Origin of the sequence: Vibrio sp. 1S139, assembly GCF_041439475.1 — a bacterium.
GTDB classification, from domain to species: domain Bacteria; phylum Pseudomonadota; class Gammaproteobacteria; order Enterobacterales; family Vibrionaceae; genus Vibrio; species Vibrio crassostreae_C.
On record NZ_JBGOOD010000047.1, the window covers coordinates 20,524 to 36,708 of the forward strand.

Genomic DNA, 16,185 nt, shown 5'->3' on the forward strand with positions numbered 1-16,185 from the left:
GGTATTTATACATAAAAGCTGATTATAACCTAAACACTAGGCTGCGTTTAGGATAATAAGAAGAAAAAACAATCAAAAAATAACATCATATAATCAGCAACTTAATAGCTAATACATCATTAATATTGATATTTTTTATAATGCAGTGAAATTATTTCCGAGTTCTTCCTATCCTTTTTAGTAAGCAAGTTAACAACTTATTAACCTGCGATATAAAAATACTATTAAGTCCTAGAGGGAATGACTATGAAAAATTCTAATCTTGCTGTTACAGCTGCAATCACAAGTGTACTAGCGTTCGGCGGTGCAGTTCTTACATCAGCACCTGCGGAAGCAGCAGCAAAAGAGAAATGCTACGGCGTTGCAAAAGCTGGCCAAAATGATTGTGCAACCAAAACAAGTTCATGTGCGGGTACAGCCAAAGAAGACAACCAATCCGATGCATTCGTGGTCGTTCCTAAAGGACTGTGTGGCAAATTATCAGGTGGTAACACTCAATCATCATAATTGAGCTGCTTAGTATGGTGAGCTGACATTCAGCTCACCTCCACTTCCTATTAGGAGAATCGTTGTGACTCAAACTCTTCATCCCAACGCAGGGGTTGGCCTTAGAACACCGCACTTGGACTTCTTTAGCCAAAACCCAGCTTTAGTGAGTTGGTTAGAGGTGCACAGCGAGAACTACTTTTTAGCTCAATCACCGCAACGTCAACAACTGAGAGAGATTCGTCACGCACACAACATAAGTTGTCACGGCGTTGGGTTGTCACTAGGTTCTGTTGATCGCATCAATCAACATCATCTGATGCAGTTAAAAGAACTCATTGATGATATCGACCCCTTCTTGGTTTCTGATCATCTCAGCTGGAGTCAGACTGGCGGTCATTACTTCAATGACTTGTTGCCGCTGCCTTATACCGAAGAGGCGTTAGAAGTCTTCTGCCGCAATGTAATCGAGGTTCAAGACGGCATGCAACGCCCTATGCTGATTGAAAATCCATCGAGCTACCTTGCCTTCAAGCATTCAACCATCCCTGAGTGGGAGTTTTTAGCCGAGGTACAGAAGCGTACCGAGTGCCGCCTACTGCTCGATTTCAATAATATTTTTGTCTCATCTTTTAATCACGGTTTCAGCTGTGAAGAGTACTTAAGCGGAATTCCTGCAGACAAAGTTGAAGAGATTCACTTGGCAGGTTTTACCAAAAAGAAGCTTGAACAAGGTGAGATCTGGATAGACACACACAGTAAACCTGTCTGTGACGAAGTGTGGAAACTCTACACTGACTGGGTTGCACAACATGGTTTGCGCCATACCTTGATTGAGTGGGATCTCGATATCCCAGAGCCACAAGTTTTATTGGCTGAAGCAACCAAAGCCAGTGATATCTTGTATCAACACGACAAGTTCAACCAAAGGAGTCGCGCCTCATGAGCCACTCCCTAGCAGAGGTTCAATTGGAGTTTGCTAACGCCCTACGCTATCAAAACAATGGTGAGTACTGCGACATAGTGAGCGACCATTTTACCGATGAACAACGCATCCAGATTTACCGTAATAACTTTGTGATCAGCTTGAGCGAAGTTCTGGCAGCAACCTACCCACTCACTGAAATGTTGGTTGGTGAAGAGTGCTTCCAACAGATGGCTCGTCAACATGTCTTACATTATCCATCGACCTCTGGTGATGTCAGTGGTTACGGTGAACACTTTGAACAGACTATCCAAGCCTTTCCTGCCGTTATTGAGGCTGCACCTTATCTCGGTGAAGTGGCTTTGTATGAATGGCAGAAAGATAGCTTGGTAAGGTTTTCGTCACAAGCACATGTCGACCAGAGACCTCTTTCTTGCCTTGCAGATGTACCACAAGAGCAACAAGGCGCTTTAGTCTTTCATCTCAAAGATTCAATAACACTGATTCATTCTAGTTACACGATTATCGCGCTTGAACACGCCATCTATCAGCAGCAACTTGATGGGCTAGACATCAACCAAGCTGAATTTGGGGTGTTAATCCGAGCTGAGAATTCACAGGTTGAGAGCCATAGTTTGAGTGAAGAGAGCCACCAACTCCTCACTGAATTGCAATCAGGTCGAACACTCTCAGCAATCGATCCTTTATTACTACAACATCTGAATACTGTTATGGCGCTAAACGTCATCTCAGGTTTTTCAATCAATGCCGAATTGGAGGCATAACATGGATAACAACACAGTCACGAACATGATGGCTCAATACGACAGTTTGATTGAGAAATCACAGGCACTTTTTGTTCCAGTGCTTCTACTATTTTGTCGCCTTTGGGTGGCGTGGGTATTCTTTAATTCTGGACTCACCAAGATAGCTACTTGGGATAGCACGCTTTACTTGTTTGAATTGGAATACCAAGTGCCACTGCTACCTTGGGAGTTAGCAGCTTACATGGGGACTGCCGCGGAGTTAATTCTGCCAGTGTTTTTAGCACTCGGTTTATTAACACGACCTATGGCTGCGGTGTTGTTCGTTTTCAATATCATTGCTGTCGTGTCTTACCCTGTATTGTGGGATCAAGGCTTCTACGATCATCAGCTTTGGGGATTAATGATTCTTATCGTTGTCGTGTGGGGCGCCGGGCCATTCTCACTTGATCGAATTTTGAAAGCGCAGTTTAGAGGTTAGAACGAACTTTCATTCGCACTAAATTGATATACCCCAAAACGCAAAAAACCACTCAATTGAGTGGTTTCTTTTTAACTGGGATAAACTACTTATTCAGAAAAGCTTGTAGCTCTTCAGCAGAGATACCTTGCTCGGCTAGCTCTTTTGCTAGTAGCTGAACCTGCTCACCCTTACGAGACTCTACCACACGCTGAAATTGGTAAATGATGTCTCGCAAAGTATCGATTGGAACTTGTTTTGCCGCACTGCGAATACGCTCTTCACTTTGGTTGCCTAGCTCTTTAAGCAGTTTACCAAACATGACCTTTTCAGGTGCATCTTCCATTTGTTCTAAGACGCGCGCCATTTCGTAGGTTGTTAATGACATTACAGTATTTTCCGTTGGGGACTAACGTTTCAATGAGTGACAAATATACCATGTTTTAACGTTTCGAAAACCGCCATTTGTATATTTTGTCACCCTTGTAACTTATGCCTTAGCAAACGTCGTGTGCCAAGACTTACCCGCTTTGCTCGCAAGCACTAATAACGCAGGAACAATCAGGAACATTTGCAGAGCAATCATCACTTGCGACGTTAAATCAAGACGTTGCATGGTACCCACAAGAAGCCCTGAACCGCTCATTTGGAACAAGCCAAGCAGCGCAGCAGCTGTACCCACACGGTCACCGAAAGGTTCTAGAGCTTTACCTGCCGCAGCACCAAGAATCCAAGCAAAGCCAACTGACGATAAGAAGATCGGTAGCATGAACGCGATTGGAGTAGCGTGCTCAGCAAGCACCAACATAATCACACCCGCTAAGCCCAGCGTCGAGATACCAACCACCAGTGCTTTATAGGTACCAAAACGGTCCATAAATTTAGGTGCAGTAAACGCAGCTGCAATGTTGATGGCCGCATTAACACCAAACCAGAAAGTAAACTCTTTCATGGTCAGGCCTAGGTTTTCCATCAACACAACTGGTGCAGAGGTTACATAAGCGAGGATAACCGCCATCGCCATCAGACACAAGGTTGCGTGGAAAAGGAATGATGGTGTTTTCAATACTGACCAGTATCGCTCAAGCTTGAATACCGCAACCTTTTCTGTCGCAGGGTTAGACTCTTTCATTTGGAAGAATAAGATAGTGCCAACAACGACAGCAAAGCCTGCCATAAAGCTAAAGTTCGAGCGCCAACCAAATTGATGTGTTAACCAAGCGCCAAGAATGGGTGCCAAAGCAGGAATAAAACAGATTGCCCCATTAAGGTAGCTGATCATACGGCCACTCTTCTCTGGGCCAAATAGATCGCGAACCGTTGCAAAGGCTGCTACAGAAGTCGCACAAGCTCCTAAGCCTTGTAGCAGCCGAGCCATTAGCATCATATCAATCGATTGAGCTGCCCACGCCAAGCAAGCACTCAATGCATAGATACTAACACCTCCCAATGCAACGGTTCGACGTCCTAGCTTATCAGCCAAAGGGCCAGCAAATAATTGCCCGACACCCATGGCGAATAAAAACCAGGTAATCGTATCTTGTGCTAGTGCATGTTCCACGTGAAACGCTGTCGAAATTTGTGGCAGAGCTGGTAGGTAGATATCAATAGCCAGAGGGCTAAATAAAACCAACATTGCCAATAAAGCAACCTGCAGTTTACTAGGGGTTGGAAGCGCGTTAGAAGGCACAAGATTCTCCGAATGAGTTAATTTAGGTGCATAATAACCAACTAAAGATATGAACAAAAATGGCATATACTCATTAGCATTATTCCAAATAGGAAACTCATATGAATATTGAGAAACTATCACGCCTCGACTTAAACCTACTGGTTTGCTTACAGGTTCTGATGGAAGAGCTAAGCGTCACGCGCACCGCACATCGATTGTGTCTGAGTCAATCGGCTGTAAGTAAATCGTTAGCCAAGCTTCGTGAACAATTTAATGACCCTCTTTTCACGCGAAGCGCACATGGCCTGAGACCAACACCGAAAGCTGTTTTCCTTAAGCCTCGCTTAGAAACGTTGATCAACCAACTTGATGTTCTCACTCAGCCTGAGACATTCATTCCCAATAACAGCGACCACAGCTTTCACATCGCTGCCGTTGAGAGTGTTTACCCGCTGATTCTTCCGCACTTCTTACCAGCAATATTTCGACAAGCGCCTAAGGTCAATATCAACACCCACGCGTGGACCGAGCAAACCTTTAAGAAGCTACAGCTTGGTGAGTTAGATATCGGACTCACAGGCAAAGACATCGACATCAACGACGCACGTTTAACTATGCTGCCGCCAGATGATATTTGCGAGCAAGAGATCTACCGTGACGCGCAGATGTGTGTGCTAAGACGCAACCACCCCGCTCTGAATGGCAAATGGGATCTGGAAACCTACCTTGCACAGCGTCATGTACAAGTAAGATGTGATGGTAACGATCGTTGGCTGCTCGACTATAAGCTTGCCGACCTTGGTCACCAACGTGATATCGCTATTTCTGTTCCAGACTTCAATAGCGCCGCAAGCCTATGTACCTACACCGACTTTGTGTTTACTGCACCAAGCCACTTTACTTACCTCGTCGCCAAGCAACTCGACTTAGTGGTTGTCCCTTTACCGATGGAATTCCCACCGATGGCATACACTCTGTTTTGGCACCGTGACAGAGAAAATGACCCAGCGTTAACTTGGCTACGAGATATCATCAAAGAAAAAACTCTGCACCTTAGATAAAAATGGCGTACAGCGTTTGCAGCAAACGAACAAAAGCGCTAGCTTATTGACCTAATAAGTCCCCTCGCATGTATATCGACTGTGAGTGTTAACAAGGACCCTAACAATAAGGATAAACACAGATGCACAATATCACTGCTGAACGCGTTGCTGCGGTTCGAGCTTGGCTTGAAACAAACAACCTAGATGCCGTTATCATTCCACATGAAGACGAATATCTAGGTGAATACGTTCCTGCTCATAACGAGCGACTTCACTGGTTAACAGGTTTCACTGGCTCTGCTGGTGCGGCAGTTATCACTCGTGAGAACGCTGCTATTTTTGTTGATGGTCGCTACACGGTTCAGGTTCGTAAGCAGGTACCAGCAGAGTTATTTGAGTATCGCCACCTTATTGAAGAGCCGGCTTTAGATTGGATCACCAGTTCTCTAGCACAAGGCAGCAAGGTTGCATTCGACCCACGCATGCACACTGCTGCTTGGTTGAAAGGCGCTCAAGCTAAACTGGCAGAGAAAGTTGAACTAACAACACTATCTTCGAATCCAATTGATGAGCTTTGGTCTGATCGTCCTGAGCCGGTGGTATCTGATGTTCGCTTAATGGCAACAGACGCAGTAGGCCAATCAAGTGAAAGCAAACGTGCGGAGATTGCTGGCTTACTAAAAGCCAAAGGTGCTGATGCCGCTATCCTTACGGAACTCGATTCGATCTGTTGGTTGCTTAACATTCGCGGCTTGGACGTATCTCGCCTACCTGTTGTGTTATCCAATGCGATCATCCACGCCGATGAAAGCGTCGACTTCTTCCTAGACCCAGCTCGTATTCCTACGGGCTTTGAAGCACACGTTGGCAATGGTATTCGCGTATCTCACCCATCAGAGTTTGAAGCACGCCTTCAATCTTTGGAAGGCAAAAATGTATCTGTCGATTCAGGTACCAGTAACGCTTGGTACACGCTGGTTCTACAAAACTCTGGTGCTCATATCATTGAAGCAGCAGACCCATGCCTAATGCCAAAAGCAGCAAAGAATGAAACTGAAATTGCCGGCATGAAAGCGTGTCACATTCGTGATGGTGTTGCGATGGCGAAGTTCCTATCTTGGATTGATGCAGAAGTCACGCAAGGTAATCTGCACAATGAAGCTGTGCTAGCAGACAAAGTTCAATCATTCCGCGAACAAGACCCAACGCTGATGGACCTAAGTTTTGACACGATTTCAGCAGCAGGCGGCAACGCAGCAATGTGTCACTACAACCACGAGAACCAACCTGAACCAGGTCAGTTAGAGATGAATACTCTTTACCTAGTCGATTCAGGCGGTCAGTACCTAGATGGTACAACCGACATCACTCGAACTATCGCGATTGGCCAGCCAAGCGACGAAATGATCCAGCAGTTCACGTTAGCGCTTAAAGGTCACATCGGTATCGCGCGTGCACGTTTCCCACAGGGTACTCGTGGTTTCCAACTTGATATTCTAGCTCGCCAACACTTATGGGCAGAAGGCTTCGACTACGACCACGGTACTGGTCACGGTGTTGGTCATTTCCTAAGTGTTCATGAAGGTCCGCAAAGCATCTCTAAGAAGCTAATCGATGTACCTCTTGTTGAAGGCATGGTGTTATCAAACGAGCCGGGTTACTACCGTGCAGATGAATTTGGTATCCGTATCGAAAACCTAGAACTGGTGGTTGAGCTGCCAACTCAAGGTGACTTCTCAGTACTAACGTTTGAGTCGCTAACACGTTGCCCTATCGATAAGCGCAACATCAACGTCGATTTACTGACACGACCTGAACTTGCATGGCTTAATGATTACCACCAGAAAGTATGGAACGATGTTAGCCCATTAGTTGAAGGTGATACATTGGAATGGTTACGCCAATCAACCACTCCACTTGCTCATGCTTAATGCTTAATGCTTAATGCTTAATGCTTAGCTAATTCAAACTTAATGAAATGAAAAACGGCCACCTTAGGGTAGCCGTTTTTATTTGTCGATTTAACTTCGTCGATGTTTCACGTGGAACATAAATCTGCGTGTTCGCTAACCAGAGTAAGCACTGTGCCAGTCTCTCCACACAGGATCAAAACCACGTTGACGAATCATTGACTCAACATCGGCAGCACTTCGCTCATCACTTATTTCAAATTGCTCGAGTTCTTCTTCATCAGAAGCATAACCACCAGGCTGGGTTTTAGACGCAGCCGACATACTGGTGATTCCCAATGGCAACACATTGTCACGGAAAGCTGAAGACTCACGAGTCGAGAGAGACAATTCAACCTCAGGGTTTAATAAACGATACGCACAGATAAGTTGAACCAACTGTTTATCACTCATAATCGATTTAGGCTGCAAACCACCCTCACACGGACGAAGACGTGGGAATGAAATCGAGTAACGTGTTTGCCAATAAGTACGCTCAAGATAGTCTAAGTGAGCGGCCACGAAGAAACAGTCGGTACGCCAATCTTCCAAGCCAATCAAAGCGCCAATACCTATCTTATCAATACCCGCTTTTGCCAAACGATCGGGCGTTTCGAGCCGGTATTCAAAATCCATTTTATTGCCACGCAAGTGGTGTTCCGCGTAGGTACTTGGGCTATACGTTTCTTGGTAAACCATCACCGCATCTAAGCCGAGAGTTTTAAGCTCTGCGTAGTCATCTTGATCAAGCGGCTGCACTTCCATCGCAAGATAGTTAAATTGTGCCTTAATATTCGGTAGCACTTCACGGAAGTACTTCATCCCGACCTTGGTTTCATGTTCACCAGTCACCAACAATACACTATCAAACTTCATCTTTTTGATAGCGGCACTTTCAGCATCGATTTCATCTAAAGTAAGTGTGCGACGCTTAATGCGGTTCTCCATTGAGAAACCACAATACGTGCACGCATTCGCACATAAGTTTGAGAGGTACAATGGAATATACAACGACATTGTATTGCCGAATCGCTTGCGTGTGAGTGTCAACGATTGTTGCGCCATCTGCTCTAAGTAAGGTTCTGCTGCCGGAGAGATAAGAGCCTTAAAGTCTTCCAAGTCGCGTTTAGGTTTACTCAGAGCGCGCTCAACATCCGCTGCCGTTTTACTGAAGATGGACATACCAATGTCATCCCAGTTGAGCTGTTTAAATCGATCAACAAACGTCATAAGGACACTACTCGTCTAGGAATGAAGTTAGCGGACTAGAAGCAACCGCATGAGACACCTGTCCAGCAAGACCAGAAAGGTAAGCCATACGGCCAGCTTCAACTGCCAGTTTAAAAGCAATCGCCATATCAACGGGTTGTTGAGAAGCCGCAATTGCAGTATTAACTAGAACCGCATCCGCGCCCATTTCCATTGCACGAGCAGCCTGCGATGGTGCGCCTATGCCTGCATCCACAATCACAGGGACATTCGCTTGGTCGATAATGATCTCTAAGAAATCTGCCGAAGCGATACCTTTATTTGAACCAATCGGCGCACCTAGCGGCATAACCGCAGCGCAACCCACCTCTTCCAAGCGTTTACACAATACTGGATCGGCATGACAGTAAGGCAACACAACAAAACCATCTTTAACCAGTTGCTCAGCAGCTTTAAGCGTCTCAATTGGGTCTGGCATCAAGTACTTTGGATCTGGGTGAATTTCCAGTTTAAGCCAGTTTGTGCCTAGCGCTTCACGAGCCAAATGCGCAGCAAAGACGGCATCTTTTGCATTCTTCGCCCCAGAGGTATTCGGTAGCAAGTTCACGCCAGCATCAATGATTGGTTGTAAAATGTCGTCTTGCTCAGAGCGAATATCGACTCTCTTCAACGCCATGGTTGCCAGTTGCGAACCTGAAGCTTCAATAGCACTCGCCATCAAATGCTTGTTTGCGAACTTCCCGGTTCCAGTGAAGAGTCGTGATTGAAACGTTTTATCAGCGATAGTTAACATGGTTAGCCTCCTGCAATGGCTTGGAAAAGAGAAATAGCATCGCCTTCATTGACGACAGTTTGTTGCCACTGGCTGCGCGGGACAACCGCATTATTGATTGCAAATACACAACCTAGATCAGGTAATGATAGAGCTTGGATAATGTCCGCTAGAGACGACAAGTGCGCGACCTGTTCTGGTTGCTCGTTTATAGAGATCGTTATATGACTCATTGGATTTCTTCTTCTAAATGCTTAACTACAGGTGCACTGCACACGGGACATTCACTATCTTGAGTAACCATTAAGTTTTGCCAATTCATCGTTTGGCCATCAAACAGTTTGAGCTGATGTGTTGCGACCTGAAACTCACCACGAGTTAAACGTTGAATAGCAGCCAAAGCTTGAAGGTTACCTATGGTGCCAACAACCGGGCCTATGATGCCGCTATCACTACAACGAGTCGTTTGTGGATGATGACTGAACGGGAACAAACAGTGATAGCACCCTTTCTGATTCTGATAATCAAATACAATAAACTGGCCTTTCCAACCGATTGCAGATCCAGAAATCAAAGGTGTATTGCTGCCGAAACACGCTTGGTTAACCTGCTGGCGTGGCGCAAAGTTGTCAGTACAATCCAACACCAAATCAGCGAGCATCACTTCAAGTTCAAGTTGACTGTCACTCATTCGCTGATTGATGGTTCTAACTTGACTGCGACTATTGAGCTCAGTCAGTTGTTGCTTCATAGCTTCGACTTTAGGCGAACCTAACTGACTTTCTTTGAACGCGACCTGTCGTTGCAGGTTAGACGAATCCACACAATCATCATCAACCAACACGATCTTTCCGACACCAGAAGCCGCAAGATAAAGAGCGGCAGCATTACCTAAGCCACCACAACCAATCACTAGCACATGGCTGTTTAATAGGTTTCGTTGCCCTTGCTCACCGACTTCAGGTAACGCAATTTGTCGTTGATAACGAATAAACTCAAAATCACTCAGCATAGCTAGGCTCCTGCGCAACCTCTTCACCAATATTTGAAGGTTTAGGCGTCATCAGTTTTTCAAAAAACTCGATCACCTTTTTGGGGTCTTCCGCTAATGTAATCGCACGAACAACCGCCAAACTCGACACCCCACAATCCCACACCTGCTCAGCTGTTGATTGGTCAATACCACCAATAGCAACCGTCGGATAACCGATGAGTTGTTCTGTGTATGGGATAGTATCAATCAGCTGTTGATACAGAGATAAACGAACTAAACCCTGAGGCTTTGATGGCATCTGTTTAGTTGTTGTTGGGAAGATGTGGCCTAGCGCAATATAGCTTGGGTTAATCTGAACAATGCGTAGCAACTCGTAATAGCCATGAGTCGATAACCCAATCTTTATACCCGCAAAGCTCAACTGTGAGAGGTTTGATTCTTCAATATCCTCTTGCCCCAAATGAACACCAAAAGCGTCATGCTTGAGTGCAAGCTGCCAGTAATCATTGATAAAAACTTGAGCGTTATACTCACGACCAAGATCGATAGATCGTGCGACTTGTTGTTCTAAATCCGCTTGCTGTGGGTTCTTAATACGTAGTTGGACAGTGTTGATTCCAAGCTTGAGCAATCTTTCGATCCACTCAACATCATCAACTACAGGGTATAAACCGAGGCTACTCTTACTCAACTCAGGAAAAGAAAGTGATGTCCCTTGGTTAGCCCAACCTACGCTTATGTCCAATCGTTGATCTTCAAGAGCTGGAATTGGAAAGTTTTGGTAATGTGCTGGCCATGTTCCACGTGAAACATTGGACGCTGCGCGAGCTAAAACTAGTACGTCTTCTAATGGGAATTCCAGCGCCAACAAAGTAAGTAACCAAGCAAAGTGGCCGCGATTATCTAACTCCTGATGAGCTGTTGTGTCACTCTTGATAGCACGATTAGCATCCAGGTGTGACCAGATATCCAGTACAGCTGAATCATCTGAAACACCGATATAAATGGTATTCGGGGTTTGTGTAAAGGCATCACAAACGTCAGCTAGCGCGACTGAATTGCTGTAATCAACAACATGGTTCAGTTCTGCTAGCTGACACACCATCAATGAATCAAGATCATGAGCGAAGCCAATAGATAACGCCTGCTGAGAACCAACGATAGAGAAGTATTGAGTTGGACTTACGCCCAACTCAACTGCATCGGTTGCCAAGCCTTGTCGCTTAGCAACCAATAGACAGTTCTGCACCTCTCCCGTTAACTCAATATTTTGAGATGGGATGAGAATCTTCACTGTCATTATTCCTCTAATTGAGCTTCTTTTGCACCTACTGCAGGGTGGTAAAGTTCAGAGCCAGTATCACGGAACTCTTGTGATTTTTGACGCATCCCTTCCAACGGGTTATCTAGCATCTTAATCTCGATAGCCTGATCCGCGGCTACTTGTTCTGTATCTTTCGCATACTCTCGAACTTCTTGAGAAATCTTCATCGAACAGAATTTAGGTCCACACATTGAGCAGAAGTGAGCAACCTTGCCCGACTCTTGTGGCAGAGTTTCATCATGGAAAGAACGCGCGGTTTCAGGATCTAAAGCTAGATTAAATTGGTCTTCCCAACGGAATTCAAAACGTGCCTTTGATAATGCATTATCTCGGATTTGTGCGCCCGGATGTCCTTTAGCGAGGTCCGCTGCGTGTGCTGCTAGCTTGTAAGTAATCAAGCCAGTCTTCACATCTTCTTTATTTGGTAAGCCTAGGTGCTCTTTAGGGGTTACATAACACAGCATCGCACAGCCGTACCAACCAATCATCGCCGCGCCAATACCAGAGGTAATGTGGTCATAACCCGGTGCAATATCAGTGGTCAGCGGGCCTAACGTATAGAAAGGCGCTTCATGGCAGTGCTCTAACTGCTCATCCATGTTCTCTTTAATAAGATGCATAGGTACATGTCCAGGACCTTCAATGATCACCTGAACATCGTATTCCCAAGCCACTTTAGTTAACTCACCTAGAGTACGTAACTCCGAGAACTGAGCCTCATCATTGGCATCTGCAATAGAGCCAGGACGTAGGCCGTCACCTAGTGACAAAGCCACATCGTACTTCGCACAGATCTCACAGATCTCGCGGAAGTGTGTGTATAGGAAGCTTTCTTGGTGATGTGCAAGACACCATTTCGCGATAATAGAGCCACCACGAGAAACAATACCTGTCACACGCTTAGCCGTCATAGGAACATAACGAAGAAGCAAACCAGCATGGATAGTGAAGTAATCAACGCCCTGCTCCGCTTGTTCAATCAAAGTATCGCGCATCACTTCCCAGTTAAGGTCTTCGGCTACGCCATTCACTTTCTCAAGCGCCTGATACATAGGAACCGTACCAATCGGCACTGGGCTATTACGTAGGATCCATTCACGAGTCTCGTGGATATTACGGCCAGTAGAAAGATCCATTACGGTATCGCCGCCCCAGCGAGTCGACCATACTAGCTTCTCAACTTCTTCTTCAATCGAAGAGCTTACAGAAGAGTTACCGATATTGGCGTTCACTTTCACTAAGAAGTTTCGGCCAATAATCATAGGTTCTGATTCTGGGTGGTTGATGTTTGAAGGGATGATAGCTCGACCTTCAGCAACCTCTTTACGCACGAACTCAGGAGTAATTTCTTTCGGCAGATTTGCACCAAAGTTATGGCCAGGATGTTGATGGTTAAGCTGCTCATCAGCGAACTTCTGGCGTCCCATGTTCTCACGTATGGCAATGTACTCCATTTCAGGTGTGATAATACCCTGACGAGCATAGTGCAGCTGAGTAACACATTGGTTGTCTGTCGCGCGACGAATTCTAGGCAGGTTGCCGTAGCGAAGGTCGTCTAGAGTTTCATCTTCTAAACGTTCTTTGGTGTAAACAGAGCTTACGTCGTCTAACAGTTCCGTATCACCACGCTCTTCAATCCATTGCTCTCGCAACTTAGGAAGACCGCTATACAGGTCTATTTGATGTGTAGGGTCTGTGTAAACACCTGAGGTATCGTAAACTTGAATGGGTACATTAGGTTCGAATACAGGCTCTTTTTTGCTACCACCAACAAGGCTATCAGCGAGTGATATTTCTCGGACAGGGACTTGAATGTCCTCTCGAGATCCTTGGATGTAAGCTTTTTTTGAGTTTGGATAGGGTTGTACGGATAAAGAATCAATGAAATTCTTCGCTTCCAGTCTTGCTTGTTTACGAGTCGACATAGCATTTTTCCTTGGCTTTTAGCCATTATTTATAGGGATAAAAATGCTTGACGGATAAGATGCTACAAGAGGGATCACAGCAAGAAAATGCAGTTGTGATCTGGAGATAGATCTCTAGAAGGATTCTAGTTAGATATCTACTCTTGTTCCCTTCGCAGGTATTAGCCTGATCAGGTTCAACGGATCCCGAGTTAACGGTCTCAGCCATATGGCACTCCGACAAGTACGATCGAGTATATAAAAACGGCTTGGATAAACCAAGCCGAGTTGTTAACAAATCGTAAGAAAGTTTTAAGACTTTATCAGAAGTTGGAAGCCGATCCATGCGGCTGAAATACTGAGAACCACATTGAGCAGTACATTGAGCCCCATCTTGAAGAACGCACCCTGCTGCATAAGAAGCACGTTATCCATCGAAAACGTAGAAAATGTCGTCAGGGCTCCAAGGAAACCAAGACCGATAATTTGTCTCCACGGCTCCGTCGCAACCATCTCATTTTCAAACGCGGCGATGAGCAATCCCATAATCAAAGAGCCAATTACGTTAACAGTCAGCGTACCGTAAGGAAAACCACGCCCTAACATCACAACGCATAACTCTGAAATCAAGTAACGTGAACAAGCACCAAACGCGCCACCGATGGCGATAAAACCTAGAATAGATAACTGACCCATGAATCCTCCCAAACAATAATCCCTATATTCTAGCTTTAACGCCGATAAAAGCGAGGGTAGAAACTAAGAATGCATGCGCAAATATTAAACGTTACAGGTGTCACTTAACTTCAATATATCCCATCAAACCCGTTTTCATGTGTTCTATAACATGACAATGATACATCCAGCGGCCAGGGTTGTCGGCTACAAATGCAGCTTTAGCTCGGCCATTTTTTCCAAGTAACACTGTATCAGTATGGAAAGGTTCTTCAACTTTCTTCCCATCAAGTTCCAATACAGTGAATGTATGGCCGTGAATGTGAATCGGGTGATGATATTGAGTGACGTTCTTAAGATCGAATATATAGGTTTTTCCCAGCTCTAAAGTCGCCAACGGTTCAGGGATATTATCTTTGCTCATCCCCTCCCATGCTCGTTTATTAGTTAGCCAAAACTTAGGCATATATTTTCCATCTTTAGATACTGGAGAAACCGCCCCTTCCCATTCAAATAAAAAGTCGATTTCTTCTGCATTAGCCAAATCTAAATTGGGCACAGGATTAAGGGGTAAAGAAGGCAGAGAGCGATTCTCAACAAGGGTTGAATCTACAACCTCGAACTCACACAAAGAGAAAGGAAAGCGTCCTTTCATTTGAAGGACGCTAACTCGCCCACCGGCTTTGGGTGCTATCAGTCCAATATCCACTCGCATCCCTGGACCAATTTTATGTTGCGTCAGCTTATAAGGTGTTTTTACAGGGTTACCATCAATGGCAATCACCCATGCCTCAGCCCCTTCGATAACAATAGGATAAGTGATCGTATTATCGACATTCGCGATACGCAGTCGAGTCGTTGCGTGCTGCTTTAATTGGTATACAGGTTCATGAACACCATTAACGCTACTCCACTCTCCTGGAGTGCCCATACGAGCACTGAGTCTTGGAATCATTAAGTCTTTCCATTGACCTTGCTTATCGATATGCCAATGTTTAAGCATCAATGCGTGTTCTTCATCGAACCGTATTGGATTACTCTCTTCTACGATAATAAGGCCAACTAAGCCCATACCAAGCTGTTTAACGCTATTCATATGTGGGTGATACCAAAATGTGCCAGCATCTGGCGGCGTAAACTCATAAATGAATGTTTCACCTGGCATGATCGGTGGCTGACTTAAGAAGGGAACACCGTCCATTTCGATAGGAATTCTTAAGCCATGCCAATGGATAGTCGTCGGCTCTGATAGCTTATTCGTAAAACGAATTGTGACCTTTTCACCCTGTCGACATCGAATCGTCGGAGCTGGGATCTGTCCATTAAAGGCTAAGACATTGGTATCAAATCCCGCTACTAACTCAGCCGTTGAAGGTTCAGCAGTTAAGTCATAAACATACTTTCCTTGCTCATCAGCAGACCGCTTCATTGAACAAGCGGGTAGTACTGTTAATGCAGATATAGCGAGAGATGATTGAATAAACTTACGACGGGAAATATCCATATTTGTTGCCTTTTAGTAATAACGACCAAAATGTAACAAAATATTGAGAATAATTCTCATAAAGAAGTGTGGATTGTGTTGTTAATTGCTTATAAAAGAGACTGAGATAAGTAAGCACTTACATTTCTAAGACAATATTCTATTCAAGGTAGGTAATTATCAATTAAAAATCGAACAAATATAAATCAAAAAGACTCTAGGATTTCTGCTTCGATGGGGATCAATATAGTCGACTTGGCTGACACTCCGGTCCTCAACGTCACTTTGAAAAAGTGACAGATACAAAAAAGCTCCAGCATTTCTGCTGGAGCTTTAAATATGGCAGGGGTGGAGAGATTCGAACTCCCAACACGCGGATTTGGAATCCGCTGCTCTGCCAATTGGAGCTACACCCCTAAAACTTTCATTACTTCAGATTCGAAAAAACCTCGCACTAGGCGAGGTTATCGAATAAGTGGCGGAGTGGACGGGACTCGAACCCGCGACCCCCGGCGTGACAGGCCG

At 45.0% G+C, this 16,185-nt stretch carries 16 protein-coding genes, 1 tRNA gene and 1 riboswitch; of the genes, 6 read left to right on the forward strand and 11 right to left on the reverse strand.

Annotated features, from left to right (window positions below; all coding sequences use genetic code 11):
* Nucleotides 1–246: 246 nt before the first annotated feature.
* From ACED46_RS15535 to ACED46_RS15550, 4 genes are all read left to right on the forward strand, one after another.
* Nucleotides 247–507 carry a DUF2282 domain-containing protein gene (locus tag ACED46_RS15535; protein ID WP_004736650.1) on the forward strand — a complete coding sequence of 87 codons (261 nt, stop codon included), beginning with the start codon at nucleotides 247–249 and terminating at the stop codon, nucleotides 505–507.
* A 64-nt stretch (nucleotides 508–571) separates the two neighbouring features.
* Nucleotides 572–1,432 (forward strand): DUF692 domain-containing protein, encoded by an 861-nt coding sequence (locus ACED46_RS15540; RefSeq protein WP_371721837.1) that lies wholly within the window; start codon nucleotides 572–574, stop codon nucleotides 1,430–1,432.
* The gene (locus ACED46_RS15545) at nucleotides 1,429–2,196 is read left to right on the forward strand and encodes a DNA-binding domain-containing protein (protein WP_017061323.1); all 768 of its coding nucleotides are present in this window, start codon (nucleotides 1,429–1,431) and stop codon (nucleotides 2,194–2,196) included. Before ACED46_RS15540 ends, ACED46_RS15545 begins: the two co-directional genes overlap by 4 nt.
* Nucleotide 2,197: 1 nt before the next feature.
* Nucleotides 2,198–2,656, forward strand: coding sequence for a DoxX family protein (locus tag ACED46_RS15550; protein WP_017062990.1), 459 nt, complete (start codon nucleotides 2,198–2,200; stop codon nucleotides 2,654–2,656).
* Between the two features lie 85 nt (nucleotides 2,657–2,741).
* On the opposite strand, the gene ACED46_RS15555 is transcribed toward ACED46_RS15550, so the two are convergent.
* Together ACED46_RS15555 and ACED46_RS15560 are read right to left on the reverse strand one after the other, a co-directional pair.
* Nucleotides 2,742–3,023: a hypothetical protein gene (locus ACED46_RS15555; protein ID WP_009848181.1), complete on the reverse strand. Its 282-nt coding sequence runs from the start codon at nucleotides 3,021–3,023 to the stop codon at nucleotides 2,742–2,744.
* A gap of 102 nt (nucleotides 3,024–3,125) precedes the next feature.
* Nucleotides 3,126–4,325, reverse strand: coding sequence for a multidrug effflux MFS transporter (locus ACED46_RS15560; RefSeq protein ID WP_371721839.1), 1,200 nt, complete (start codon nucleotides 4,323–4,325; stop codon nucleotides 3,126–3,128).
* A gap of 101 nt (nucleotides 4,326–4,426) precedes the next feature.
* Between ACED46_RS15560 and ACED46_RS15565 the strand changes: the two genes are divergently transcribed.
* Together ACED46_RS15565 and ACED46_RS15570 are read left to right on the forward strand one after the other, a co-directional pair.
* Entirely contained in the window at nucleotides 4,427–5,368 is a 942-nt protein-coding gene (locus ACED46_RS15565) for a LysR substrate-binding domain-containing protein (RefSeq protein WP_017061320.1), read from the forward strand.
* Between the two features lie 122 nt (nucleotides 5,369–5,490).
* Nucleotides 5,491–7,281, forward strand: coding sequence for an aminopeptidase P family protein (locus ACED46_RS15570; RefSeq protein WP_371721840.1), 1,791 nt, complete (start codon nucleotides 5,491–5,493; stop codon nucleotides 7,279–7,281).
* Nucleotides 7,282–7,416: 135 nt separating this feature from the next.
* On the opposite strand, the gene thiH is transcribed toward ACED46_RS15570, so the two are convergent.
* From thiH to ACED46_RS15615, 9 genes are all read right to left on the reverse strand, one after another.
* Nucleotides 7,417–8,529, reverse strand: a complete 1,113-nt coding sequence (thiH, locus tag ACED46_RS15575) for a 2-iminoacetate synthase ThiH (RefSeq protein ID WP_371721841.1) — start codon at nucleotides 8,527–8,529, stop codon at nucleotides 7,417–7,419.
* Between the two features lie 7 nt (nucleotides 8,530–8,536).
* Nucleotides 8,537–9,301 carry a thiazole synthase gene (locus tag ACED46_RS15580; RefSeq protein ID WP_371721842.1) on the reverse strand — a complete coding sequence of 255 codons (765 nt, stop codon included), beginning with the start codon at nucleotides 9,299–9,301 and terminating at the stop codon, nucleotides 8,537–8,539.
* A 2-nt stretch (nucleotides 9,302–9,303) separates the two neighbouring features.
* Complete coding sequence (gene thiS, locus ACED46_RS15585) at nucleotides 9,304–9,513, reverse strand: sulfur carrier protein ThiS (RefSeq protein ID WP_017085664.1); 210 nt, start codon at nucleotides 9,511–9,513, stop codon at nucleotides 9,304–9,306.
* Complete coding sequence (locus ACED46_RS15590; protein WP_371721844.1) at nucleotides 9,510–10,292, reverse strand: ThiF family adenylyltransferase; 783 nt, start codon at nucleotides 10,290–10,292, stop codon at nucleotides 9,510–9,512. Before ACED46_RS15590 ends, thiS begins: the two co-directional genes overlap by 4 nt.
* Entirely contained in the window at nucleotides 10,282–11,574 is a 1,293-nt protein-coding gene (locus ACED46_RS15595) for a thiamine phosphate synthase (protein ID WP_371721845.1), read from the reverse strand. The genes ACED46_RS15590 and ACED46_RS15595 overlap by 11 nt, the downstream gene beginning before the upstream one ends.
* A complete protein-coding gene (gene thiC / locus ACED46_RS15600) occupies nucleotides 11,574–13,523 on the reverse strand; it encodes a phosphomethylpyrimidine synthase ThiC (RefSeq protein WP_017085667.1) in 1,950 nt (649 codons plus the stop codon). Before thiC ends, ACED46_RS15595 begins: the two co-directional genes overlap by 1 nt.
* Before the next feature lie 130 nt (nucleotides 13,524–13,653).
* Nucleotides 13,654–13,752: riboswitch (TPP riboswitch) on the reverse strand.
* Nucleotides 13,753–13,814: 62 nt separating this feature from the next.
* Nucleotides 13,815–14,198, reverse strand: coding sequence for a fluoride efflux transporter CrcB (gene crcB, locus ACED46_RS15605; RefSeq protein WP_004736665.1), 384 nt, complete (start codon nucleotides 14,196–14,198; stop codon nucleotides 13,815–13,817).
* A 100-nt stretch (nucleotides 14,199–14,298) separates the two neighbouring features.
* Nucleotides 14,299–15,681 (reverse strand): multicopper oxidase family protein, encoded by a 1,383-nt coding sequence (locus tag ACED46_RS15610; RefSeq protein ID WP_371721846.1) that lies wholly within the window; start codon nucleotides 15,679–15,681, stop codon nucleotides 14,299–14,301.
* A gap of 319 nt (nucleotides 15,682–16,000) precedes the next feature.
* Nucleotides 16,001–16,077, reverse strand: a tRNA-Trp gene (locus ACED46_RS15615).
* Nucleotides 16,078–16,185 lie beyond the last annotated feature (108 nt).